Genomic DNA, 25332 nt, shown 5'->3' with positions numbered 1-25332 from the left:
GTGCCAAATGGAAACCAAGAAATTAACCAGAGGCGCGCCCTGGTCTGACCGATTGTTCGATATCGTCGTATACGCGGTCATTATCGTTGCAACCCTTGCGACCTTATATCCGTTTCTGAATGTACTGGCCATTTCCTTAAACGATTCAATAGACAGCGTTAGAGGCGGCATTACGATCTTTCCCCGTCAATTCACGTTGAAAAACTACGAAACGATATTCGCTTTCTCCGGTCTGATTACGGGCTTGAAAATATCGATACTTCGAACGGTTATCGGGACTGTATTAGGTTTAATAAGCGCCTCTATGCTCGCCTATACGTTAAGCAGAGCCGACTTTCAAGGCCGTAAATTCGTATCAACGTTTCTGGCGCTGACGATGTATGTATCCGGCGGATTGATTCCTTTCTATATTCTGATCAGAGATCTGCATATGATGGGAACTTTCGCCGTCTACGTACTGCCCGGTCTTGTCAGCGCATTCAACGTGTTCGTCATTCGTTCCTTCATCGACGGGATCCCGTATGCCTTGCAGGAGTCGGCCAAGCTTGACGGAGCGAACGATTTTACGATTTATTGGCGGGTCATCCTGCCTCTTACGAAGCCTGCACTCGCGACAATCGCGCTTTTCCTAGCGGTAGGGCAATGGAATTCCTGGATCGATACGTATTTATATAACGGCTCGCAAGAACATCTGACGACATTGCAATTCGAGCTGATGAAGGTCATCCAAAGCACGACGACTAATGTCGATAGCTTTCGAGGAAAGAACATGACCGCTATTATGGCCCAAGTATCGCCGGAGTCCGTGAAAATGGCCATTACGATCGTCGTAACCGTCCCGATCCTGGTCGTATATCCTTTCCTTCAAGGTTATTTCGTTAAGGGAATGACGCTGGGAGCGGTCAAAAGCTAATGCTTCGCCAAACGCGGTATTCGCAGGGAATCCTGTTTATACGATAGATAACTTCAATATCTGGGAGGGTTCGAAAGAATGTCAGGACTAAAAAGCAAGGCTACGATTCTACTAACGCTTACATTGTTTACGGGTCTTATCGCAGGGTGCAGCGGCAACAATAATTCGAACGCGACTAGTCCGGAAGCGTCTAAACCGGCAGCAAGCGCCAGCGGCTCTGAAAGCGCAAGCGCGAGTTCCGAAGATTTAACTCCGATTACTTTCACTTTGTTCGCCGAAGATCCGAATCCTAACTGGAACAATATGCAAGACGAAGTAAGCAAAGAAATCACGAAAAAAACGGGAGTTACCTTGGACGCGGAATTCGCGGTAGGCGATCCTGCCCAGAAAGTCGCGTTAATCGCGGCAAGCGGAGAATATCCGGATATTATATCGGCCAAAGGAGATATCGGGAAGCTAGTGGACGCCGGTGCCGTGCTTGATCTTACCGAGCTAATCGAGAAGTACGCTCCGAATATCAAAAGAGTGCTCGGCGACAATCTGGCTCGCGCAAAGTATACCAATGAAGATCAATCTATCTACGCACTCCCGACTTGGGCGGCCGTCGACGAGCAAAGATTCGTTGCCGGAGGAGGATTCGAACTGCAGCATCGCGTAGTTAAAGAAGCGGGTTATCCCGAAATCCGTACCGTTCAGGATTACGAGAACGTAATCAAGGCTTATCTGGAGAAGCACCCGACGGACGAGAACGGTAATAAGAACATCGGCGTATCGCTTAACGCGGACGATTGGCATATGTACATTTCCGTGACGAATCCGGCAGTCGCAACGACGGGCGGGTCCGACGACGGCGAATATTTCGTCAACCAAGAAACCCATGAAGCGATCTATCATTTCCGTCGTCCCGAGGAGAAAGAATACTTCCGCTGGTTGAACCACATGAACGATATCGGCTTGCTGGACAGGGAAAGCTTCGTTCAGAAATACGATCAATATAAAGCCAAAGTCGCTACCGGACGCGTTCTCGGCCTCATTGATCAAGATTGGGATTATAACGACAGCCAACAAGCTTTGAAAACGGCCGGCAAGCTGGATCAAACCTATGGCCATTATCCCGTAACGATGTCGAAGGACATCAAGGAATCCTCGTTCTGGCCAACCGGATTTATGGGCGGGTACGGTATTTCCATCTCCAGCAAAGCCAAAGATCCAGTCCGTATCATTAAGTTCCTGGACTTCTTAGCTTCCGACGAAGGTCAGATCCTTAACAACTGGGGTATCGAAGGCAAACACTACGTCATGGAGAACGGCAAACGCGTAGTTCCTAAAGAAGTTCAAGATCGGATTAATAACGATAATACGGCATTCACGAAAGAATCCGGAATCGGCTTCTATTGGAATACGATGGTACACTACGGCGATGGAGCCAAAGATTCTACCGGAAATTATTACACCAAGAATTTCCCCGAGCAATTGGTCGTCGGTTATAGCGACGTCGAGAAAGAAACGCTTGCGGCATATAACGCGACGATCTGGAAGGATTTGTTCCCGAAAGAGGATGAATTCAAAGAAAAGGCTTACGGCGCGGCTTGGAACATCTCCATTCCGGGCGAGGACGAGGTATCGATTCTGGGGACGAAAATGAAAGATATCACGTGGAAGAGAATTCCCGAAGCCATTCTTGCCAAACCCGCGGATTTCGATAAAGTCTGGGATGATTATATGAAAGACCTGGATAAAGCGGGAGTGGAAAAAATGGAGAAAGGTTATACGAAATACGTCCAGGATCGCGTGGCTCTTTGGAGCGCGAAATAATCAGTCAAGCATGACGACGCCAATAGAGAAAAGACCCGCTCATCGGGTCTTTTCTCTATTTTTAAACCCGTGAAGCTTTAACGCGGTAATAATACATGCTAAGAGGCCACCATACGATAGCGAATAGGGGGTATATCGCCCAGATTTCCATTGTCGTTATGGCATTGGTTACGATAAAGAACAGACCGCTCATGATCGTTGCCCAGACGGAGAAACCATACCATTGCTTACGGAGGCCGAAGTAAATCGACAACGGCCACCAGAGTACGGCATAGGCGGGAAAGACCGCCCATGGAAACTGCGGCGAAATGAAGAAATTCAACATGCCGTAGGAAACTATGATGCTTAGGCTGCCAATAAAGGCCATGGCGAGCGTACCGGCAAACCGGCCGGCATACATAAGAATCGGCCACCAAATGATTGCGAAGGCGGGATAGAGGAACCAGGGATGTTCCGGAGAGTGCATTCCGTTTTCCCAAATCAATAACAATATGAAAAGGACGCTTGTGACGGCGGAATAATCCTTGATCCTGCCTCTCGAGAAAAAGTAGAGGCTGATTGGCCACTGAAGCAGTGTGAAAGCCGGATAGAGAAACCATATTTCTCCCGGAGTGGTCAGATAATTGACGATAATGAGGAAGAAAATACTCATTAAACTTCCCGTCACGGCAAAGGCTAATCGCTTGTTCGTCATAGGAAGTCCCCCTTACCTATTCGCAAGCCATTTGTAGAACATGGATAACGGCCACCAAGCAACGGCGAAGGTAGGATACACGAACCAAATCGAATCGGGAGTATAGTAGAAATTAATGAAGACGGACAACGCAATGATCAACCCGCTCCCCCACAGGGAGAAGCCGAGATGCAAGGAAAAGCGGTTGCGCGGTTTCACTCCGCTTACTCCCAACTCGGCTTTGATATCCTCGATATCCCCGAAGTCCACGATCGCTTTGTTGACGGCATCTTCCTCCGCTTTGCCTAGGCGCATAAGATCGTTAACCTTTTCTTCCAAGTTCATGACGATGTCCTCTTTGATCCTCTGATTGTGCTCGTTGTCCGGTATGTCGCTGAACCATTCTTCGACGTGCTTGTTAATTTTCTTCAATCTAATCCCTCCATGAATATATTGATGATCTCTTTGATTTCCTTCCATTCCTCGATCGTTTCCCGCAGATAAGCCTTGCCGAGTTTAGTGATTTTGTAATAGCGGCGTTTGCCGCCATGGGAGACGTCTCCCAAATAGGATTCGATCAGCTCCTTGCGTTCCAGCCTTTGAAAGACGGCATACAACGTGGCTTCTTTGATCTGAAAACGTTCGTACGTGCGAAAGCCGATTTCTTTGGATATTTCGTATCCGTAATAATCCTTCTCGTAGATGAGGCGCAAAATAATCGCATCCAAGTGCCCGCGTATAATGTCGCTTCGAATCATGTGGCGTCCTCCTGCGTGCAGAATTGTTCTATGTGATAGTGCTCTATCAGACATAGCTCTATCTGATGGAGTAAATTTATCACGAATTGCTCTGCGTGTCAAAGTAATATTTCGCGATAATCGCAAAAAAATTCCCGCGTTGCCGGAAAGGCGCGACGGGAACAGGGATTTCTATCATTAATCTTGGTGAAGTGGTGGTAATCTCTAGTGGACATCTGTGCACGCTTAATCAGTAATGCTTCTCGTATAATACTCGATAATATCCTTGCGACGGATAATGCCGATAAAAAGGATTTCGTCATCCACAACGGGAACGAAATTCTGGTCGGCGGCGAGCGCGAGCATATCGTCTAATTGCGCGTCGACCGAGACGTATTCGTTGCGAATCCTTTTTTTGATTTCCATGATCGGAACCTGATGCATATTGTCGAAGGAGATTCCGGGCGTATTTTTCATTTTCCATAACAAGTCGCCTTCGGATAAGGTTCCTACATATTTACCTTCGTGATCGATAAGGGGTATCGCCGAATAATGGCAGGTGTCCAATAGCTCCAGCGCGTCGCGCATCGTCGCGGTGGTCGTGATATAAGCAACTTCGGCTTTAGGCAATAAAAAAGAACGAATATTCATCATTTAATCTCCTTTACTTGGAGTGTTCGCATAGCGATATGTTAATTTTAACATAATTTTCGGTGAACTTGGATCGGAAATAGTAGGTTATATACTTAAAATTAGGATGGGGAAGTTTTTAGGGACTTGGAATCGCCGAAATCGCTCAATGGAAAACAAGAAGGGAATAACATTTTCCTGTCGAATTATTAGGAATTATGCGAAATAAAACTAGAATAATCGTCGTCACCAGCGCGTTTCTTATTCTGCTTATAGCGGTTCGAATTCTCTGGATCTTAGTGAATTCGCCTTCCGATCATCCGAACGTCGCAAGAGGCGAATTAGACCTGCGCGGCTGGAAGCTTTCATCCGCGCACTCCTTTAAATTAGATGGGGAGTGGCAATTTTACCCTAATACCCTTCTCGAGGGCGGGGACATCGGTATGACCGCTTCGGATGCTCATCCGGAGTTTATTCGCGTTCCCGGAAATTGGAAATCAAAGCTGCCTTCGCAGTCCAAGTCTCCGATAGGTATCGGGACATATCGCCTAAGAATTCTGATAGATCCGGACGAAGAGCTGCAGTACGGGATTCGGTTGTTCAACGTTCCATCCTCATCCGCGTTGTACGTGAATGGCGAAAGGCTGGCGAGTTCGGGAAATCCAGCACGGAGCGCGGAAGGTTATGTCGCCCGTAATGCGCCGTATTCAGCCATTTTTCACCCCGAAGGAGAAGTGATCGATCTTGTCGTCCAAGTATCTAATTTCGACGACGTTCGATCCGGCGGTATAGTCAAATCCATTTCGTTCGGAACGGACGCCGCCATTAACCGAGAAACGTGGCTGGCAATAGGGCTGCAACTAATGGTATGCGCGATTTTTATTCTGCACGCGGTTTACGCCTTTATATTGTATTTTATCGGCGTAAGACAGCGGGTTCTCATGTATTTCGCGGGAGCCATAGGCTTCTCGACTTTGTGGGTTCTCGTATCGGACGATATGCTGTTGTCGCTTTGGTTTCCGCTCAATTATGAATGGTTCTCCAGAATTCAACTCGTATCCTTTTTGGGCGCTTCCGTCTTTATGCTTGAATTTACGAAACGGCTGTTAACTGAATATTTGAATGTAAAGGTTTTTAGATGGTATTCCATAGTAGGCGCGATATTCGCTCTATATGTCACGCTTGCGCCCGTTCAATACGTGCTACCGGTTTCCGGAGGGGTTACGGGTTTCGTTTTGCTTTCTTTTCTTATCGTGCCGGTAATTACCTTGCGAACGGCAATGAAGAGCGACAAGGATGCCATAGCGTTATTGCTGGGAGCTTCCGCGCTGGCGAATAATATGGTGTGGAGTTTCGCGAAGGACGCGGGCTTGATCGAGATATTCTACTATCCCGTCGATCTGGTCGTTTCCTTCCTTGCCTTCGTTTCCTATTGGTTCAAGCGTTATATCCATACGTTCGCGCAGTCGGAGAAGATGTCCATCGAGCTGCGGAAAGCGGACAAACAGAAGGACGATTTTCTGGCGAACACCTCCCATGAATTGCGAAATCCTCTTCATGGCATGCTGAATATGACTCAAATCGTTCTGGACAGCGATAAACAATCGTTAAACGGCAAAAGCGTTCAAAATCTGGAGCTGATTCTAACGGTCGGCCGGCGAATGTCGTTCATGCTGAACGATTTGATCGATTTAACGCGGCTGAAAGAAGAGAATATTAAGTTGCAAGCTCGAAGCATTCAAATACAAAACGTTATCGTAGGCGTCATCGACATGCTTCGCTCGATGTTGGAAGGGAAACCTGTTCGGTTAGTCAATCGGATTCCGGACGACTTTCCCCCCGTAATGGCCGAAGAGAACCGATTGATTCAGATCTTATACAATCTTCTTCACAATGCGATGAAATTCACGGACGAAGGAAATATTACGATTCGTGCCGACGTGAAAAACAGAATTGCTTATATAAGCATAGAGGACACGGGGATCGGGATGGACACGGAAACCCAACGTGCGATTTTCGAACCTTACGCGCAAGGCGATTCTGGAATGACGGCTGCCCATGGAGGCGGAATCGGTCTTGGATTAAGCATTAGCAAGCAGCTTGTCGAACTGCATGGCGGAAAGTTGGAGTCGAGCTCATCGCCTGGTAAAGGCTCGGTGTTTACTTTTACTTTACCAATCCCCGAAACCGTCGTGCGGGAGACGCCGGTTGATGCGCCGCTCTCTAGCGTCGCTCACGCCGAAACGGCGGCAGCGTTCTTCAGCGATGTATCAATCGCGAATACCGCACAGGTTACGGTCGCAGCAAAGGAAAGACCGGCAATATTGATCGTTGACGATGACGCGCTTAATTTGAGAATATTGGAAAGCATACTCGACGAGTATTCATTTGACGTCGTAGCCGTAACAAGCGGCAAAGAAGCTCTGTCCCGGCTGGAGAGCAAGGAGTGGGATCTGGTCATTACCGACATCATGATGCCTCGCATGTCCGGTTACGAATTAACGCGAGCGATACGCGAGCGTTATTCGTTGTCCGAGCTGCCGATACTCCACTTGACCGCTCGCAACAGGACGGAGGATATCGCCGCAGGATTCCAATCGGGGGCAAACGATTATATCGCGAAACCTGCGGACGCGATCGAGTTGAGAACCCGCGTGAAGGCGTTAACCGATTTGAACCGGTCGGTGAACGAACGGTTAAGCATGGAAGCGGCATGGCTGCAAGCTCAGATTAAACCGCATTTTCTATTCAATTCACTGAACGCGATAGCCGCGCTGAGCGAGATCGATCTCGCTCAAATGCGCCAGTTGCTTAACGAGTTCAGCAATTATTTACGGTCGAGCTTCGATTTCAAGAATGCCGAATCGCTTGTTCTGCTGGAGCGCGAGCTCGATTTCGTTCGCTCTTATTTATATATCGAGAAGGAACGCTTCGAGAACCGATTGCTCGTCGAGTGGGAGATCAACGCGGATTTAAGTCTGATGATTCCCCCGCTTTCCATTCAGCCGTTGGTAGAAAACGCGTTAAGGCACGGAATTTTGAGCAGAACCGCGGGAGGGCGGATCACGATCGGTATCTTGGATCGGGAAGATCGCGTGGAAGTCGTCGTGACGGATAACGGCAAAGGGATGGAAGAAGAAACGTTGAACCGCCTACTGCACAAGCGCTCCGATGATAAGCAGGGAATCGGCTTGCTCAACGTCGATCGCCGGCTGAAGCAGATTTACGGGCAAGGGCTTCAAATTCGAAGTCAACCGGATCGGGGCACGACCGTTTCATTCTTCGTTAAGAAATAGAGAATCGAATAGCGTTTTCCGAAGGAGTGGGAGCATGAAAGACGCGATTATCGGTTCAGTAACCAATGCCCCCGGAAGAAAATCATTGTATCATTTTACGAGAGCAAGAAACTTGCCTGCCGTTGCGCATTACGATGCGTTGAAATCCAGTTATGGCCTTGATCCTCATTTCGCAGGCGAGCGCAGATCAAAGGCGAGGGAGTTAAAGCTAGGAAGCCATTCGATAACGATCAATGCTCATTTGAAAATTCCCGACAGCATGATCGATCCATCGAGTACGCAGGAACAATTTCGGGCTTCCATCGATCGGCATGTCTTTTTCTGGCCCACCTTGCGCGATTGCCGGAAAATGCTGGACACATACGCTCGCAGGGAACCCGATGAAGATTTTGCCATTCTTGTTTTCGATGCGCGTTCCTTATTATCGGAGCATTATGACTCGGTAAAATTATCGAAATACGATTCCGGAAGCTCGCCGCGTTATCCGAATAAGTGTTCCTACAGGAAGAGTCCCGAAATGCACTTGCCCTTGAACTCGTTCAAGAGCCTCGCGAGTAACCTTGTGCCGGTTACCGCATCTGAAATTCGAGAGGTGCTAATCGAAAACGGAGCCTATCATTTGTCCAAGCATTTACGAGGCGTCTACGCCGATAATGTTCAGCTGATTCCCGATCGATGGAAAGATCTTGCGAAGCCATTGGCGTTGCTTGAATAGTCGACCGTTAAGCATGACCGTAACCGCGATACAGCGGGCGCGCGTTATGCTTTTTCTCTTTAAGCAGCTACCGAAGAATAGGACAATAATTATCGCTATAGGATGTAGGAAGCCGATTTCGGGAGGGGGTGGGTACTTTGACCATCGGGGAAGCCGTTCCTAGAATTGAATCCAAAGATAAAGTGACCGGATTCGCCCGGTATGCGAACGATACGCAATCTCCGGGTTTGCTGCACGGTTGGCTTGTGTTAAGCCCAGTGTCGCATGCTCAGATCTTATCCATCGACATCTCGCAAGCTCTGGCGGTCAGAGGCGTGCAAGCGGTCATCACCGGACAATATTTTCCCGTACTCACCGGAGGCGTTCTTGCCGATCGTCCGCCGCTTGCGGTCAATAAGGTACGATATTTCGGAGAACCGATTGCCGTCGTAGTCGCGGAAACAGAACATATCGCCAAACGGGCGGCAGAGCTTGTTCGCGCCGAATATCGCCCGCTTGCTTACGTTAGTTCGCCTAGTCAAGCATTGAAGCCGGATTCGGCATTGGTTCACGAGGATTTGGGAAGCTACAGGAAGTATGGAGACGTCTACCCCGAGCCCGGCACGAACGTCGGCAATCGCGTCAAAATCCGCAAAGGCGACATGAGGTCGGGGTGGGCGGCCGGAGAATTCGTCGTTGAAGGCGCTTATGCTTTCAATACTTCCGACCATGGAGCGATGGAGCCGCGATGCGCCATCGTCGAAGCGATGCCGAGCGGTCTCGTCGAGGTTCGAACGTCGACTCAGGACCCGTATAACATCAAACGCTTGTTTCAACGGTTTTTCCAAGTGGATCAATCCAAGGTAGCGGTAAAAGTTCCGTTCGTCGGAGGCGGATTCGGAGGCAAAGGCTCCTGTCAGCTGGAATATATCGCCTACTTGGCTTCGACGGCGTGCGGGGGCAGGCCGGTTAAACTTAATAATATCCGCGAGACGGACTTGGTCGGATCGCCTTGCCATATCGGATTGGAAGCGAAAGTAAAGCTTGCCGCGACAAGGGAAGGAAAATTGACCGCGGGGGAAATCACCTTCCTGTTCGATAACGGCGGTTATACGGACGAAGGGGCATTGGTTACCCAAGCGGCCGCCGTAGACTGCACGGGGCCATATCGGATCGACAATGTATGGTGCGATGCGTTAAGCGTATATACGAACCATCCGTATGCCACGGCGTTCCGCGGGTTCGGGCATACGGAGGCTATGTTCTGCGTTGAGCGCACGATGGATTTGCTGGCGAAGAAACTGAGGATGGATCCCATGGAATTGCGTTATCTCAACGCCATCAAGGCCGGGGATACTTCGCCGACTCAAGCGCCGTTCGATAGCAGCAATCTAGGCGATCTTACGAAGTGCATCGATAAATTGAAAAGCCTCATTCGGTGGGACGAAGGACAACGAATCGTCCTGGATGGCCATAAAGTTAGAGCGATTGGGCTGGCTTGCATATGGAAAACATCCGGTTCCGCGGTCGATACGGGCTCGGGAGCGACGATTACGTTTAATCACGACGGGACCCCGAATTTGAGCATAGGCTCGGTGGAGATCGGGCAAGGCAATCGAACCGTCATGGCGCAAATTCTCGCGGAGCGGATGAACATGCCTGTCCGGCTGGTGCATGTCAAGATGGATGTCGATACGCAGATTACCCCGGAGCATTGGAAAACCGTAGCCAGCAGCAGTACGACGATGGTCGGCCGCGCCGTGCTGGATGCGGCGGAGGATGTCATAGCGCAGCTGAAGCGGAACGCGGCAATCGTGCTCGGCAGGCTTCCGGAGACGTTAGAGGTCGGTCATGGCAAAGTATACGCCAATGACGATCCGAGCGTTAGCTTGGAGATAGGCGCGATTGCCAGCGGATATATGTATCCGGACGGCAGCGCGTCCGGGGAACCCGTCATCGGTCGCGGACGTTACCGCGTTCATCGTCAGAGCCGGCTCGATCCGGAGACGGGCCGAGGCATTCCCGGGCTGCAATGGACCGTCGGGGCGGAAGCGGTCGAAGTCGAGTTCGATACGCGGGAGTGTACGTATCGAATCGTTAAGGCGGCGTCCGTTATCGATGCCGGCAAAGTCATCAACGAAGGGACCGCGCGCGGTCAAGTGGCGGGCGGAATGAATATGGGGCTCAGCTTCGCCAGCCGAGAGGCTTTCCTGTTCGATGCCAAGGGCGCCGTGTTGAATCCGCAGCTACGTTCCTATAAAATGATTCGCTTCGGAGAAAACCCGATATATCTGGTGGATTTCGTGGAAACGCCATTCTTGGAGGGGCCTTATGGCGCTCGCGGCATCGGAGAGCATGGTACGATCGGAATGCCCGCGGCTCTGGCCAATGCTCTGTCGGTGGCGGCCGAAGTCGAATTGAACGAGCTGCCTTTGACGCCGGAGCTCATCTGGCGGAATAGGGAGGCGCGCGGATGATTTCATTCGATTTCCAATATGAAAGACCCGAATCGATCGAAGAAGCGGTTCAGGCGTTTCAACGGGCGGATTCTGCCGGTCTTGAACCGATATATTATTCCGGAGGAACCGAGATCATATCGATGGCACGGTTGAATCTGTTGCGGACGGGTGCAGTCATCGATATTAAAGGGATACCCGAATGCAACGTCATGGCCGTTCGGCAGGACCGATTCGTCATTGGATCGGCAATTACGCTTACGAATGTTGTCGAGGCTAATTTATACCCGCTGCTGAGCGAGACTTCGAGGAACGTTGCCGACTTCACCAACCGCAACAAAATTACTATCGGAGGCAACTTATGCGGCAAATTCTATTATCGGGAAGCGTTGCTGCCCTTTCTGTTGGCGGACAGCCAGGTCGTTCTGGCCGGAGCGGGCGGGTTACGTCAGGTCCCGATTGATCTCGTCATGAACGGCGAACCGCGGCTGGAAAAAGGGGAACTGCTCGTGCAAATAATAAGCGAGGCGAGATATCTCGCTCTCCCGTTTATTACCGTGAAAAAAACGAAGCAGGAGAAAATCGACTATCCGATCGTTCGAGTTACCGGCCTTCGCGCGGCGGAGGGTATTCGTATGGCTTTCAGCGGCGTTAGCGAAGCTGCCTTTCGTTCGCGGGAGCTAGAAGAAGTTCTGAACGATACGGCGCTGCCCGTGCAAGAAAGAATCGAGGTCGCGATCCGCCGATGGCCTTATCCGATATTGAACGATATTTTGAGCTCCGCGGCATATAGAACGTTCGTGCTGCGAAATACGTTGACGGACGCCATGGAAGCACTGGAACGGAGGCGCTTATGAACGGACACCCCGGGTCGGTCAAATTCGAAATCGAGCTGCTCGTCAACGATAAGAGTCATCATGCCGCGATTCGCGCCGCGGATACTTTGTTGCGCGTCTTGAGGGAGCATTTGGGGTTGACGGGAGCAAAAGCCGGCTGCGAGAACGGAGACTGCGGAGCATGCACGGTTCACGTCGACGGAGTGCCGATCAAGTCTTGCATGATGCTAGCGATCGAAGCTCGCGGAAGCCGCATAGCTACGATCGAAGGACTGCGCAATACGCCGATTCAACAAGCTTTCGTCGACCACTTCGCTTTCCAATGCGGATTTTGCACCCCGGGTTTTATAATGGTATGCCATGCATTGGCGGAGCATCGGCCGAAAGCGGGAGACGATGTCATTCAAGAATGGCTGCAGTCCAATATATGCAGATGCACGAGTTACGAGGAGATCGGCGCGGCTATAAAGTCGGTTCTAAGATGGCAAGGTTAAATCGGTCTCAACAGGCCGAATCGAAAAAAAGTGGTTATTTAGCCTTCTCGTTCTGCTAGAATGGACTAGCATGAAATCCTACCCGCTTTAGCTATCGACAAGGGACATACTCTCTTTCATACTTGGGGATCAATACGATTTTTGAAGAACGATCAGAATAAATTAAAATTTGGATCTAGCGGTCGGGAAAGAGTTCCTGACCGCTGTTTAATATGTATCACTGATATATTTATGTTAACCAATTGAATATATCAGTGACATAATCTATTGTGAACTTATATTCGCGGAGGATGGAGATAGGGATATGCAGACGACTGAAAACGCGGATTCGCTCGCTTACGTTCACCTTAGGCTTACGGACTTCGGAGCTAGACCCGATTCGGGAGAGGATGCGACTATTCCGATGCAATTGGCCCTAGAGGCGGCCTCTCGCTCGGAAAGTCCGGTCGTGCTCGATTGCCCGATGGGGCGTTACGACTTTTATCCGGCGAATGCTACCCGTAAGGTCTACTATATTTCGAATACGGCCAGCGAGGAAGAGAACGCGGACGTAACGAAGACGATTGCTCTGTATTTGCAAGGGCAGAAGAATCTCACACTCGAAGGCAAAGGGTCCTCTTTCATCGTTCATGGCAAGCAGACGATGATGGTGCTAGACGACTGCGAGCGGATTGAGCTTCGTAATTTTAACTTCGATTACGCTCGGCCGACGATGGCGGAAATGACGGTGGAGCTCTCCGGAGCCGGATTTCTGGAGGCGAGGGTTCATCCGGATTCGCGGTATGAAATCACGGACGGAAAGCTATATTGGATCGGCGACGGTTGGCGTTTCGGGCATGGTCCGATGCAGGTATACGACCCTGTAACGAATACGACGCATCGGGTCGACAACTGGGTCGCAAAGGCGGAAAAGGCGGAGACGCCCGAACCGGGGAAGCTTCGTTTTAGCGGCAAAGGGATTCCTGCTTTGATGGCCGGCACCGTACTGCAGATGCGAGACGGGCTGCGCGATCAGGTCGGGACGTTTGCGACGGGCTGCCGCGATATCGGTTGGAGCAACGTCGGCATGCACTACATGCACGGTTTAGGCATCATCTGCCAATTCAGCGAGAATCTCTTATTCGACAAGATGAATTTGGCACCTCGCGACGACAGCGGAAGAACTGCGGCGGCATTCGCCGACTTCATTCATTTGTCCGGTTGCCGCGGCAAAGTGAAAATCGCTAACAGCCGGTTTATCGGCGGTCACGACGACCCCATAAATGTACACGGCACGCATCTGCTAGTAGTTGGACAACCGTCTTCCAACGAGTTGCTTGTCCGCTTTGCGCATCCTCAGACATACGGATTCGAGGCTTTTTTCCCCGGGGATACCATTGAATTCGTGAGAGGAAGGACGCTTGGCGGTTATGCCAGCAATCGAATCGTTGCCGCGGAGGCGGTGAACCGAAGGGAAATCCGATTAATTCTCGAGCGGGAAGCGCCGCTTGAGTGGCATCCGGGCGACGTGATCGAGAACATCACTTGGACGCCCGAGGTAGAAATTAGCGGCAATTACTTCGCGCGAATTCCGACTCGCGGCATTCTGGTAACGACGCGGCGAAAAGTCGTGATCGAGAATAACCGCTTCGACCGGATGACGATGAGCGCCATCCTTATCGCGGACGATGCGGAGAGCTGGTTCGAATCGGGCAGGGTACAGGACGTAACGATTCGAGGCAACGAATTCATGGAATGCGGCGGGACCGAGCATGCGGTTATCCGCATTGAGCCGGAGAACAGCATCATTAGCGACGCCTATCCCGTTCACAGCAATATTCGCATCGAACGTAACAGATTCGTCATGAACGATTCGTCGTCGGCGCTACATGCCAAAAGCACGGAACAACTCCTTTTTACGGACAATGAAATCGAATTACAGAAGAGTCTCGCGGATATTTCGGATTCACATGACGAACTGATCGGATTGGCTGCATGCAGAGACGTGAAAATCGAGGGGAATTCGGTCATCGGAGGAACCGAGATACTATCCGTCCGTATCGGCAAGATGATCCGGGAGACGCTCTTCTGTTTTCCTGAAAATAAGATCAAAGTAATGGAGGACGAGACATCTAATGGTTAGCATCGAGCGAGTGCATGTCGTCTTCAAGACGCATTTGGATATCGGTTTTACGAATCTTGCCGCTCACGTTACGAAGCAATACGTGGAGGAGTATATTCCGAAAGCAATCGAGCTTGCCGAACGGATGGAGAGCGAGGGCGGCAAGGAACGGTTTATTTGGACAACCGGTTCTTGGCTCATTCGTCATTACTTGGACAATGCTTCCGAGGAAGGGAAGCGAGTTATGGAGCAAGCGATATCGCGAGGTCATATCGCCTGGCACGGGTTTCCGTTCACGACTCATACGGAGCTTATGGACCCGCTTCTGATTCGTTATGGACTATCGATCAGCCGCGAATTGGACAAGCGATTCGGCAAACGGACGATTGCGGCCAAGATGACGGACGTTCCTGGACATACGCTGGGGATGGTTCCTTTTCTGAGCGATGCCGGCATTCAATATATGCATCTCGGCGTTAATCCGGCGTCGATGCGTCCGGACGTGCCTCGTCTATTTCGCTGGCAGTCGGACGACGGATCGGAAATCATCGTTAACTATGCGGGAAGTTATGGCGAAGCCGTGCAAGTCGAAGGACTGGAGGACGTCCTAGTGTTCGCGCATTCGGGCGATAACTGCGGACCGCCGGATGCGGACGAAATTCGCAAGCAGTTCGCAGAAATTCAGAGCCGCTATCCGGAGGCGGAGGTGCTGGCCTCAACGCTGGATGCGTTCGCGGAGAAGCTCGCGGAGCGTCGCGACAGCTTGCCGCTCATCCGCGAAGAAATCGGAGATACTTGGATTCATGGCGCCGGGACGGATCCGTTGAAGCTAGCGAAGCTTCGCGAGCTCCAGCGTTTGCGGAGCGGGTGGATCGAGGATGGCACGATGATCGAGAATAGCGAAGAGTATAAGGGCATGAGCGAAGGGATGCTATTCGTCGCGGAGCACACCTGGGGACTCGACGTCAAGAAATGGCTGCCGGATTTCCGCAACTATTCCAAGAAAGACTTTCAGGCTGCCCGCTTGAAGGACGAAGTGGACGTTCATGATCTTCCGGCGAAATTCGGCTATATCGGCGCGTTCGCGATGGACGAATTCGACCGCCATTCTCAAGGCTTGTTCGAAGCGGAGCAAAGTCGCCGTTCCTACTCCATGATCGAGAGCTCATGGGCGGAGCAGAGAGAATACATCGATCAAGCTGTCTCGCATCTGGCTCCAGTAAGAAGGGAGGAAGCTCTGCAGGCGTTAAATCAATTGAGTCCGGTTTCGGCTGATCTTGCCGGAGCGGAAACGCTGCAGGTCCGAACTATTCATCGGAGCGGACCGTACTCGATCGCTTTTTCGGAGAACGGAGCGCTTATACATCTGGAAGACGACAACGGAAAACGCTGGATCGACGAAAAAACTCCTTTCGGAAGCTACGCTTACGAGACGTTCGGAACGGAGGATTACGCACGCTACTTCCGCACTTATATGCAGAATTTACCCGTTACCCATCCTTGGGCGGACGCGGATTTCAGCAAACCCGGTTTCGAATTCGTAAGGCCGCGTCCTAGCCATATGTTATTTCAACCGGTACTGATCGATCTTCATAGACTCCGCGGCGAATCTTCGGATCGCTATGTCCTGCGATTGCGCATGCCGGAAGAAGCCCATAAGCAATACGGAGCGCCAAGAGAGCTTGAGATCGAATACGCGATCGATTTCGTTACGGGCATTATAGGTATTAGCTTGCTATGGTTCGGCAAAGAGGCGAACAGATTGCCTGAAGCGAGTTGGTTCGGTTGCGGCCTGCAGGTAGATAATCCGAACTTATGGACGATGGATAAGCTGGGGATGCCGCTATCTCCCCTTCGCGTGGTCAAAGACGGCAACCGGAATCTGCATGCGCTGGGAAGCGGCGTTCGTTACGAAGGCGCCGACGGCGTGGCAGACATCGAGACTTTGGATGCGGCTCTTGCCGCGCCCGGCCGGGGCAGGCTCCTGCAGTTCGATAACACTTTCGCCCCGCTAGATGGAGGTTGGGACTTTAATCTTCACAATAATATATGGGGAACGAACTTTCCGATGTGGTATGGAGAAGACGCGAAGTTCAGATTTAGGCTTAGACTTCATTCGAATCGGAAATAGGGAATATATGAGCGGTCCGAACGGCGAGTTCGGGCCGCTGTTTTCTATGGAACGCATATGGAAAAAGAGCCCGATAAAGGTGGGATGCCACATATTTGACGGAACGCTTGAAATAATGATTGATTTAAAGGAAACTCCATAGTAATCTTTTATTAAGCGCTTCACTAATTGTCCTAACTAATTTTAATTAGAATTGAAAGCGCTACAACTAAAAGCGCTTAATATCAATAAAGGAGGATATGATTAACAAGACGCAAGTACCGGAACACAGAGGATCGAGCCACGCAACCCAGAGAAGTTTACACCTAGAGAATCAACGGATCGAATTCGCTTATGCATAAGTCGCGTAAGGAGTTCTATTCGTTTTTCGTGTAGCATTCGGTGGAATGAAGCAAATAAGAAGGTCTCCGATACTTATAATTAAAGCGCTTACTCAGGAAGCCGTTCCATAAGATTCATTTTTTTTCGACAGCAATTAAACCGGTTTAATAAAAGCGAGGAGGTGGTGCGGGAGGACTGCGACGAGTGAATTGCAGAGATGCGCGCGAACAAATTGCGATAGGAATCGAGACGTTAATTCAATCATGGAGGGGTTATTTTGAAAAAGACAAGATTACTGATGGTAGCACTTCTTATCGTGTCTGTGATTGCGGCAGGCTGCAGCAATAATAATGCGGAGCCTACCGTAGTCAAGACGCCGGTCGAAACGAAAGCCGTCGCAACGGATACTCCGGTCGAGACTGCCGGCGGTACGGTTTCCAAGGAAGCTCCGATGCTTGCGACGCTCGTAAGCGAAGGGAAGCTGCCTCCATTGCAGGACCGGATGCCTGCCGCTTCGGATATCATGATCGAGGAAGTCGTCGAAGAAATCGGGCAATTCGGCGGCGAATGGAAGATGCCGTGGACCGGTCCCGGCGATAAGTGGGGCGTCGGAATGGCGACGGAAGAAGCGCTCTTCCGGTTCAATAAGGAAGGAAACAAGGTGGAGCCGAACGTAGCCAAAGGCTTCGAAGTCAACGCGGATTCCACCGTATTCACGATTCATCTGAGGGAAGGCATGAAATGGTCCGACGGAGTTCCGTTCACGGCCGACGACGTTTTGTTCTATTGGGAACACATGCTGACGAAGGAAACCTTCGGCAAGAAAATATACGATGCCTATTATTCGGTCGATCCGGTGACGGGCGATAAAGCGTTGGCCGAAGTGAAGAAGGTCGACGATTATACCTTCACGGTAACCCATAAATACCCGAGCGTTCAGTTCCTGGAACGCGTTGCGATCGATAACAAATGGTTTTTCGCTCCAGCGCACTTTCAGAAAACCATTCTTCCGGAATTCGTAGGCGATGCCAAAACGCTTGAAATAACGAAGGAATGGGGCTACGAGGATCCGAAGGCGTTTTTGGTCGAGACGGGGTACTATTTCTGGCTCTATTCGAAAATTCCGACGCTTAGGGCTTGGGTAGCCAAGACGGATCCCAATAGCGATCAATTCGTTATGGAACGTAATCCGTACTACTGGAAAACGGATGCCGAAGGCAATCAGCTTCCTTACATGGACCGGATCGTCGCGACCAAGATTCAGGATCCTAGTCAGAAGGTGCTTGGCACGTTAGCCGGCGACTACAACCTGGTCACTTTCACGTCAACCGATTTTACGGTATTAAAGGAAAACGAGGCGAAAGGCAACTTCAGGGTCATTCCTTGGACCCAGCCGGCTTGGTCCAGCGCAGGAATTCAATTTAACCAGACGACGCCGGATCCGAACCTGCGCAAGCTATTCCAAGATATCCGCTTCAGGGAAGCGGTATCGATCGGCGTCGACCGCAACGAAATCACGGAGATCGTCACGAACGGTATAGCCGAGCCGATCCAAGCTTCCGTTCCGGAAGGCGTAATCGGCTACCAGGAAGGCTGGGCGCAGAAATGGGCAGAGTTCGACCCGACGCGCGCCAACGAGCTGCTGGACGAGATCGGTTTGACGAAACGCGACAAAGACAATTTCCGCACTTTCGCGGACGGCAAAAATTTGACTCTGACGATCGTCGAGCAGAGCACGGATAACGCCGCGTTCTTGGAGTTGCTGACGAAATATTATGAGGATTTGGGATTAAGAACGGTCGTTAAGGTCGTTGAGCCAGGCGCGAACTTCGATATGAAGTATGCGAACGAGATTCCAATGCATACCGAGAATATATCCGTTGCCAATGTGGCGTTCCGACCTGACGCCTTGGTGCCGCTTCGTATCATTACGCCTTGGTTCGGCCACTACGGATTGTTCACGCAATCCGGAGGCGCGGAAGGCGTGAAGCCGGAAGGCGACGTCGCGGCGATTCTTGATCTGTGGAATCAGATCAAAGCTAGTAAAGACGCTAGCGAAATCGATCGGCTAAGCAACGAGATCTACAAGCTTCATATGAAGAACCAATGGGTTATCGGTTATGCCGGTCCGACTCCTATGCTGCTCGCAGCTTCGAACAGTATGCGCAACATTCCTACCGACAGAGTGTGGGCCGATGAATACCGGACGATCGGCAACGGCCATCCGGCGCAATTTTTCATTAAGCAATAAGTAATTACCGACAACGAGGAGGTAACGGGAATAGCGTTTCCCCGTTACCGCTCGTCCGTTCGGGGATATCAACTGCAATGGAGAGGATTGGGTTAGATGCTCCAATATTCGATCAAACGAATTCTGATGGCGATTCCCGTCGTTATTTTCATCTCCTTCATCGTGTTCTATATCATTCAGCTTCCTCCCGGAGATTACGTGTCGAGTTATTCGGCTCAAATGACGGCGACTGGCGAAGTAATGACGCAAGCCGACATGGATCAGATGAGGGCGAATTTGGGACTGGACCGACCCGTATACGAGCAATACGCGATGTGGGCTAAGAAAATAGTGCTGCACGGGGATTTCGGCTTTTCGTTTAACTACAACAAACCGGTCTTGGACGTAGTCAAGCAATACATGGGCCTTACGCTCGTCGTTTCGTTGGTTACGATGGTGTTTCAATATGCCGTAGCGATACCGATCGGTATTTACACGGCCGTCAAGCAATATTCGGCAGGCGATTATATTTTCTCCGGAATCAGCTTTTTGGGTATGGCAACGCCTAACTTCCTTCTTGCGATCATTCTGATGTTTTTATCCTATACGTGGTTCGGCGATCCTCTACTCGGTTTGTTCTCCAACGAATTCGTCAATGCGTCATGGTCGATCGACAAAATGATAGATTTGGCCAAACACATGGTAATTCCCGTCATCGTCATCGGATTGGCGAGCACGGCGGACCTGATCCGCGTCATGCGCGGCCAGATGCTGGACGAACTGAACAAACCTAACGTCGTTACGGCTAGAGCCAAAGGGCTGTCCGAAATCCGAATTCTATTCAAATATCCGACGCGAGCAGCCTTGAACCCGATCGTAAGTACGTTCGGCTGGTCGTTGTCTTCGATTTTTACAGGCGCCACCATTACCGCTATCGTATTGAATTTACCGATACAAGGACCGGTAATGTACAATGCATTGCTTGGCCAAGACATGTTCCTGGCAGGCTCGTGGTTGCTGTTCATGGCGCTGCTGACCGTGCTCGGAACGTTGATCTCGGATATTCTGCTAGCATGGCTAGATCCAAAAATCCGCACAGAGTTCAGAGGTAACTGACGATGAGCACACTTCCATTATTCAGAAGACAGAAGACGACGGCCGCCGCTAAGCCGCTTGCGAGCGCGGACACCAATTACAGCTCGCAATGGCGGCTTATGTATCTCCGGTTCAAGAAGCACAAGCTGGCTCGTATCAGCCTGATCATTCTAGGCTTGCTCTATGCGGTTGCCTTATTCGCTCAATTCATAGCTCCTTACGATCTGCAGAGCTACGACAGTAAGTACGTGAATGCTCCGCCGATGGCGCTGCGCTTCGTGGATGCCGACGGGAAGTTCCATATCAAACCATTCGTGTATGAGCTCAAGTCTACCAGGGATCCGGAGACGATGAGAAAAATGTTCGTGGCGAACAAGGAGAAGCGCTATTCGCTGCAAATGTTCGTCAAGGGAGAGCGCTATAAGTTTCTTGGCCTTATTCCGACGTCCACGCACATGTTCGGCGTTGAACAGCCTGGCCGATTGTTCCTTCTCGGCACGGACGGGATGGGACGGGATTTATTCTCGCGAATCGTACTCGGAAGCCAAATCTCATTGAGCATACCGCTCGTAGGCGTGGGGATCAGCTTCGTGATTGGCTTGATCATCGGGGGGATATCCGGGTACTTCGGCGGGTGGATCGATTCCCTCATTCAGCGGATTATCGAAATTATACGTTCATTCCCGACGTTGCCGTTATGGATGGCGTTGTCGGCTGCCATACCGCCTCGAATACCCGTCGTGACGATGTATCTGTATATCGTCATTATCTTCTCCTTAATCGGTTGGACGGATCTGGCGAGGGTCGTCAGGGGCAAATTCATCTCCCTGAAGAACGAAGATTACGTCGTCGCCGCGAAGATTGCCGGGGTTGGGAATACGAAAATCATCGTGAAGCACCTAGTTCCCGGATTTCTTAGTTATTTGGTCGTGGCGACCACTCTGGCGATTCCCGGCATGATCCTCGGCGAGACGGCCATGAGCTTTCTTGGATTGGGCATACGTTCGCCGGCCACGAGTTGGGGCGTATTACTGCAGGAAGCCCAGATGATCGAGAACGTCGCTTTGTACCCATGGAAGCTATTCCCTTTAGGGATCGTCATCTTAACCGTGCTTACCTACAATTTCCTTGGCGACGGATTGCGCGACGCGGCCGACCCATACAAGAAGTAATCGACTTCATTAATAAGCGAGCGAGGGGATAGCATGACGACTCAGGCCATAAGAGCAGAGCAACCGCTGTTGTCCGTTCAGGATCTCAAAATTCGGATACAGATGGATAACGGAGAAATGAGAGCGGTCGACGGGGTCGATTTCGAGATCAAAAAAGGCAAGACTTTAGGTCTTGTAGGCGAATCCGGCTGCGGCAAAAGCTTGACGAGCAGAGCGATCATCAGCATTAACCCGAAGGAGTGCGAGACTTCGGGTACGATCATATACCGCTCCGAGGAAGAGCAGACAAGGGAGGAACTGAACCTCTTGTCGCTTGACCCGAACAGCAAGAAGATTCGCTCGATTCGCGGACGGAAGATCGCCATGATCTTCCAGGAGCCGATGACGGCATTCTCGCCGATGTATACGATCGGGAATCAGATCATGGAAGCGATCCTGATTCACCGAACGAAGAATAAGAAGGAAGCGAAGAAGATCGCGCTTGAGATGCTCGGAAAGGTCGGAATATCCGACCAAGAGAAGCGCTTCGACCAATACCCGCACGAATTTTCGGGAGGGATGCGTCAACGGGCGATGATCTCGATGGCGCTATCGTGCAACCCCGAGCTATTGATCGCCGACGAACCGACGACGGCTTTGGACGTTACGATTCAAGCCCAGGTGCTGGAATTGATGCGTTCCCTTCAAGCGGAGTTCGGGATGGCGATTCTGCTTGTTACGCACGATCTCGGCATTATCGCGCAAATGTGCGACGAGGTCGCCGTTATGTACTTAGGCAAGATCGTCGAGCAGGCGCCGGTGAAGGAGCTGTTCTATAATCCTAAGCATCCGTACACGAAAGGCTTGCTGAAATCGATGCCCCGATTGGGAGGGGATAAGAGCAAGCGATTGGACTCGATCGAGGGCTCGGTTCCGATGCCTATCAATATGCCGCCGATGTGCGGATTCTACGAGCGTTGCAGCGATCGCATCGAGGGTGTCTGCAACGCCCGATCCGTCCCCAAGACGCATATATCCGACGATCATATGGTCAGATGTTTTCTGTACTCGGATTCGCGGGAAGGAGATTCGATATGAAGAAACCCATTCTTAACGTCAAGAATTTGAACAAGGATTTCCAGGTGAAATCCAAGAAGACGTTTTTCGGTAAACCTTCCTCGGTAAGGGTATTGAGCGATATTTCCTTCGAGCTGGACGAAGGCGAGACGTTAAGCATAGTCGGAGAATCCGGCAGCGGGAAAACGACGTTGGGCAGGTGCATCGTGAAGGGGGTAAGCGCTTCCTCCGGAGATGTGGTTTACCATTCGGAGTCGGGAGAGAGCGTCGATTTCTTGAAGCTGAAGGGCAAGGGAGCCAAGAAGTTCAGAAAAGACATTCAGATGATCTTTCAGGATCCTTATTCCTCTTTAAGTCCGCGAATGAGCGTGTACGACATCATCTCGGAGCCGCTTGTAGCTAACTTTAAGCTGAACAAGTCGGAGATCGACGCCAAGGTAACGGACATCGCGGAGAAAACGGGATTAAACGCCAGCTACTTGAAGCGGTATCCCCATGCATTCTCCGGAGGGCAAAGACAGAGGATCGCGATCGCGCGGGCGCTCATTACGCAGCCGAGGCTGATCGTCTGCGATGAAGCGGTGTCGGCTTTGGACGTGTCCATCCAAGCCCAGATCATTAACCTGCTTAAGGATTTACAGGAGCAGTACCGGATTACTTATATTTTCATCTCGCATGACCTATCCATCGTTCAGAACATTTCGGATAGAGTCGCCGTTATGCACTTGGGACGGATAGTCGAGCAGGCGTCAACGGACTCTCTGTTCGGATCGCCAAAGCACCCTTATACGGAAGCGCTCATGTCGGCTGTGCCGCAGCCCGACCCGGAGCAGAAGAAAAGCAGGATCATTCTCGAGGGAGAGGTGCCGAATCCGGCCAATCCTCCTAGCGGCTGCCATTTCCATCCGCGTTGCGCGTACCGAACCGATAAATGCGTTCAGGAATCACCGGCGCTCCGCGAAGTCGGCGATCGTCACTATGTGGCATGCCATTACGCGGAGGAACTGAATCTGAAAGGCGTTCATGACGACGCCGTCAACATTAGCTAAACCGAATCCGGGAACAATGTTCGTATTTCCTGATCGCGGTTTGGCGCCTTGAAAGGTTGTTGCCGAGAAATGGCTAAAATCGATGACGTTGCCCGTCAGGCAGGCGTATCCAAAGGAACGGTATCCAACGTGTTCAGTCAGAAAAGACCGGCGAGCAAAAAGGTGACCGAAAGAGTGTTGAACGTCGCAAGGGAATTGAACTATGTGCCGAATCATATCGCGCGGAGCTTGGTAACGAAGAAAACGATGGCCATCGGGCTGACGATCCAGCACGGCAACGTCTTCTTCAGTACGTTCCATAATCAGTTCATCAACGGCGTCGTACTGGAAGCCTCCACGTTCGGATACCGCGTGCTTCTCGATATGATTCCCTCTCAGGAGGTCAAGACGCCTTCTTTGGCCAGCTATCCGATCGACGGGGCCATCGTCCTTGGTCCGGAGGAAGAGGATGAACGCATCGATTTGCTGCACCGCAACCGAATTCCTTTCGTCACGGTCGGTAGAATCATCAATTCGAACGTGAGGGACGTTCCCACGGTCAACAACGACAATAATCGTATCATTCGCGACATTTGCGGCTATTTAATCGGTCTAGGACACAGCGACATAATGTTTCTTAACGCGGGTCTGCGTAAAACGGTTTCCCTCGAAAGAACGGAAGCGTTCGTTCAAGCGTTAAGAGAGCATCAAATCGAACCGCAATCGCATATGATCCGCTATATGCCCGATATTCATTCCGGAGAATACATGAATTACGGTTACGACGAAACGGTTCATGCGCTTATTGCGCAAGGGAAGAAAGTGACGGCAATAATCGCGGACGACGATCGCACGGCATTCAGCGCGATGAACGCGATTAAGGGTTTGGGACTTGACGTCCCCGGGGATATATCGATATTCGTCATCTGCGGCGATCTCGCGATGATGAGTCAGGCGACGCCTTCGCTTACGGGCATGGATTTACAGCCTTCCGAGCTGGGGGCGCAATCGGTCAAACTGCTCATGCATGAGCTTGCCGTTCTGGAAGGCGTTTATGACGATCGTTGGATCGTCGATAGCAAAATCATCGAGAGAAATTCTTGCGCTTCCGTTGGAGGGCGAGTTGATTAGGAGGTACGCATGACGATTAATTTTTCGGACTTATTCTCCGATTACGAAATCTATTTCCGGATTCTTCTCAGCGCGTTTCTAGGGCTGTTGATCGGATTCGACCGAACTCATAAAAACAAACCCGCCGGAGTGAAAACCTATACGTTCGTTACGGTGGCTTCCGCGCTGATCACCATTGTTTCCATCGAAAGCGTGGAAATGTATAGTCATCTGCACGAACGAACGATGATGGATCCGATGCGATTGGCCGCGCAAATCGTAACCGGATTAGGTTTTCTCGGGGCAGGGCTCATCATGAAAACCGGCTTCGAGGTGAAAGGTTTGACCTCGGCCGCGATGATCCTTTTCGCGGGAGGCGTCGGCATCGGTATCGGAGCCGGGTTTTATGGCATCGTGATCTTTACGATCGCGATTGCGTTTCTGTTCATCTATGTAGGCGGATGGATCGAGAAGCGGGAGCATGAACGGGTCCAATCGAGACAGGAGAAGCTAGAGAGGCAAGAGAGAAAAGCGAATTAACAAA

20 protein-coding genes are annotated in these 25332 nt (G+C 51.0%); 16 read left to right on the top strand and 4 right to left on the bottom strand.

The window, feature by feature from the left end; all coding sequences use genetic code 11:
* The first annotated feature begins 7 nt into the window (after window positions 1-7).
* Entirely contained in the window at window positions 8-913 is a 906-nt protein-coding gene (locus DFP95_RS13030) for a carbohydrate ABC transporter permease (RefSeq protein ID WP_115993068.1), read from the top strand.
* 78 nt (window positions 914-991) lie between these two features.
* On the top strand, window positions 992-2728 hold the full coding sequence (locus DFP95_RS13025; RefSeq protein WP_115993067.1) for an ABC transporter substrate-binding protein: 1737 nt from the start codon (window positions 992-994) through the stop codon (window positions 2726-2728).
* Between the two features lie 61 nt (window positions 2729-2789).
* Here DFP95_RS13025 and DFP95_RS13020 read toward each other — a convergent pair whose 3' ends face one another.
* From DFP95_RS13020 to DFP95_RS13005, 4 genes are all read right to left on the bottom strand, one after another.
* Entirely contained in the window at window positions 2790-3422 is a 633-nt protein-coding gene (locus DFP95_RS13020; protein WP_245987633.1) for a hypothetical protein, read from the bottom strand.
* A gap of 12 nt (window positions 3423-3434) precedes the next feature.
* The gene (locus DFP95_RS13015) at window positions 3435-3833 is read right to left on the bottom strand and encodes a permease prefix domain 1-containing protein (RefSeq protein ID WP_115993066.1); all 399 of its coding nucleotides are present in this window, start codon (window positions 3831-3833) and stop codon (window positions 3435-3437) included.
* The gene (locus tag DFP95_RS13010; RefSeq protein ID WP_115993065.1) at window positions 3830-4159 is read right to left on the bottom strand and encodes a PadR family transcriptional regulator; all 330 of its coding nucleotides are present in this window, start codon (window positions 4157-4159) and stop codon (window positions 3830-3832) included. Before DFP95_RS13010 ends, DFP95_RS13015 begins: the two co-directional genes overlap by 4 nt.
* A gap of 225 nt (window positions 4160-4384) precedes the next feature.
* Window positions 4385-4789 carry a CBS domain-containing protein gene (locus DFP95_RS13005; protein ID WP_115993064.1) on the bottom strand — a complete coding sequence of 135 codons (405 nt, stop codon included), beginning with the start codon at window positions 4787-4789 and terminating at the stop codon, window positions 4385-4387.
* Between the two features lie 197 nt (window positions 4790-4986).
* Between DFP95_RS13005 and DFP95_RS13000 the strand changes: the two genes are divergently transcribed.
* The 14 genes from DFP95_RS13000 to DFP95_RS12935 all read left to right on the top strand — a co-directional run bounded on the left by DFP95_RS13000 (window position 4987) and on the right by DFP95_RS12935 (window position 25328).
* Window positions 4987-8064 (top strand): hybrid sensor histidine kinase/response regulator, encoded by a 3078-nt coding sequence (locus DFP95_RS13000; RefSeq protein ID WP_115993063.1) that lies wholly within the window; start codon window positions 4987-4989, stop codon window positions 8062-8064.
* A 34-nt stretch (window positions 8065-8098) separates the two neighbouring features.
* Window positions 8099-8779, top strand: a complete 681-nt coding sequence (locus DFP95_RS12995) for a DUF7002 family protein (protein ID WP_115993062.1) — start codon at window positions 8099-8101, stop codon at window positions 8777-8779.
* 137 nt (window positions 8780-8916) lie between these two features.
* Window positions 8917-11235: a xanthine dehydrogenase family protein molybdopterin-binding subunit gene (locus DFP95_RS12990; protein ID WP_115993061.1), complete on the top strand. Its 2319-nt coding sequence runs from the start codon at window positions 8917-8919 to the stop codon at window positions 11233-11235.
* A complete protein-coding gene (locus tag DFP95_RS12985; RefSeq protein ID WP_115993060.1) occupies window positions 11232-12071 on the top strand; it encodes an FAD binding domain-containing protein in 840 nt (279 codons plus the stop codon). Before DFP95_RS12990 ends, DFP95_RS12985 begins: the two co-directional genes overlap by 4 nt.
* A complete protein-coding gene (locus DFP95_RS12980; protein WP_115993059.1) occupies window positions 12068-12544 on the top strand; it encodes a (2Fe-2S)-binding protein in 477 nt (158 codons plus the stop codon). The genes DFP95_RS12985 and DFP95_RS12980 overlap by 4 nt, the downstream gene beginning before the upstream one ends.
* Before the next feature lie 304 nt (window positions 12545-12848).
* Window positions 12849-14666 carry a right-handed parallel beta-helix repeat-containing protein gene (locus DFP95_RS12975; protein WP_115993058.1) on the top strand — a complete coding sequence of 606 codons (1818 nt, stop codon included), beginning with the start codon at window positions 12849-12851 and terminating at the stop codon, window positions 14664-14666.
* Complete coding sequence (locus DFP95_RS12970) at window positions 14659-16776, top strand: DUF5054 domain-containing protein (protein ID WP_115993057.1); 2118 nt, start codon at window positions 14659-14661, stop codon at window positions 16774-16776. Before DFP95_RS12975 ends, DFP95_RS12970 begins: the two co-directional genes overlap by 8 nt.
* A gap of 598 nt (window positions 16777-17374) precedes the next feature.
* Window positions 17375-19348, top strand: a complete 1974-nt coding sequence (locus DFP95_RS12965; protein ID WP_245987631.1) for an ABC transporter substrate-binding protein — start codon at window positions 17375-17377, stop codon at window positions 19346-19348.
* A 96-nt stretch (window positions 19349-19444) separates the two neighbouring features.
* On the top strand, window positions 19445-20443 hold the full coding sequence (locus DFP95_RS12960) for an ABC transporter permease (protein WP_115993055.1): 999 nt from the start codon (window positions 19445-19447) through the stop codon (window positions 20441-20443).
* Window positions 20444-20445: 2 nt separating this feature from the next.
* A complete protein-coding gene (locus tag DFP95_RS12955; protein WP_115993054.1) occupies window positions 20446-21594 on the top strand; it encodes an ABC transporter permease in 1149 nt (382 codons plus the stop codon).
* 33 nt (window positions 21595-21627) lie between these two features.
* On the top strand, window positions 21628-22671 hold the full coding sequence (locus DFP95_RS12950; protein WP_115993053.1) for an ABC transporter ATP-binding protein: 1044 nt from the start codon (window positions 21628-21630) through the stop codon (window positions 22669-22671).
* The gene (locus DFP95_RS12945; RefSeq protein ID WP_115993052.1) at window positions 22668-23699 is read left to right on the top strand and encodes an ABC transporter ATP-binding protein; all 1032 of its coding nucleotides are present in this window, start codon (window positions 22668-22670) and stop codon (window positions 23697-23699) included. Before DFP95_RS12950 ends, DFP95_RS12945 begins: the two co-directional genes overlap by 4 nt.
* A gap of 69 nt (window positions 23700-23768) precedes the next feature.
* A complete protein-coding gene (locus DFP95_RS12940) occupies window positions 23769-24809 on the top strand; it encodes a LacI family DNA-binding transcriptional regulator (protein WP_115993051.1) in 1041 nt (346 codons plus the stop codon).
* A gap of 9 nt (window positions 24810-24818) precedes the next feature.
* Entirely contained in the window at window positions 24819-25328 is a 510-nt protein-coding gene (locus tag DFP95_RS12935) for an MgtC/SapB family protein (RefSeq protein ID WP_115993050.1), read from the top strand.
* Window positions 25329-25332 lie beyond the last annotated feature (4 nt).

Source organism: Cohnella lupini, assembly GCF_003386205.1.
GTDB lineage: Bacteria > Bacillota > Bacilli > Paenibacillales > Paenibacillaceae > Cohnella > Cohnella lupini.
Note: the sequence above shows the minus strand (reverse complement) of the source record. Positions and strands in the feature narration are given on the sequence as shown.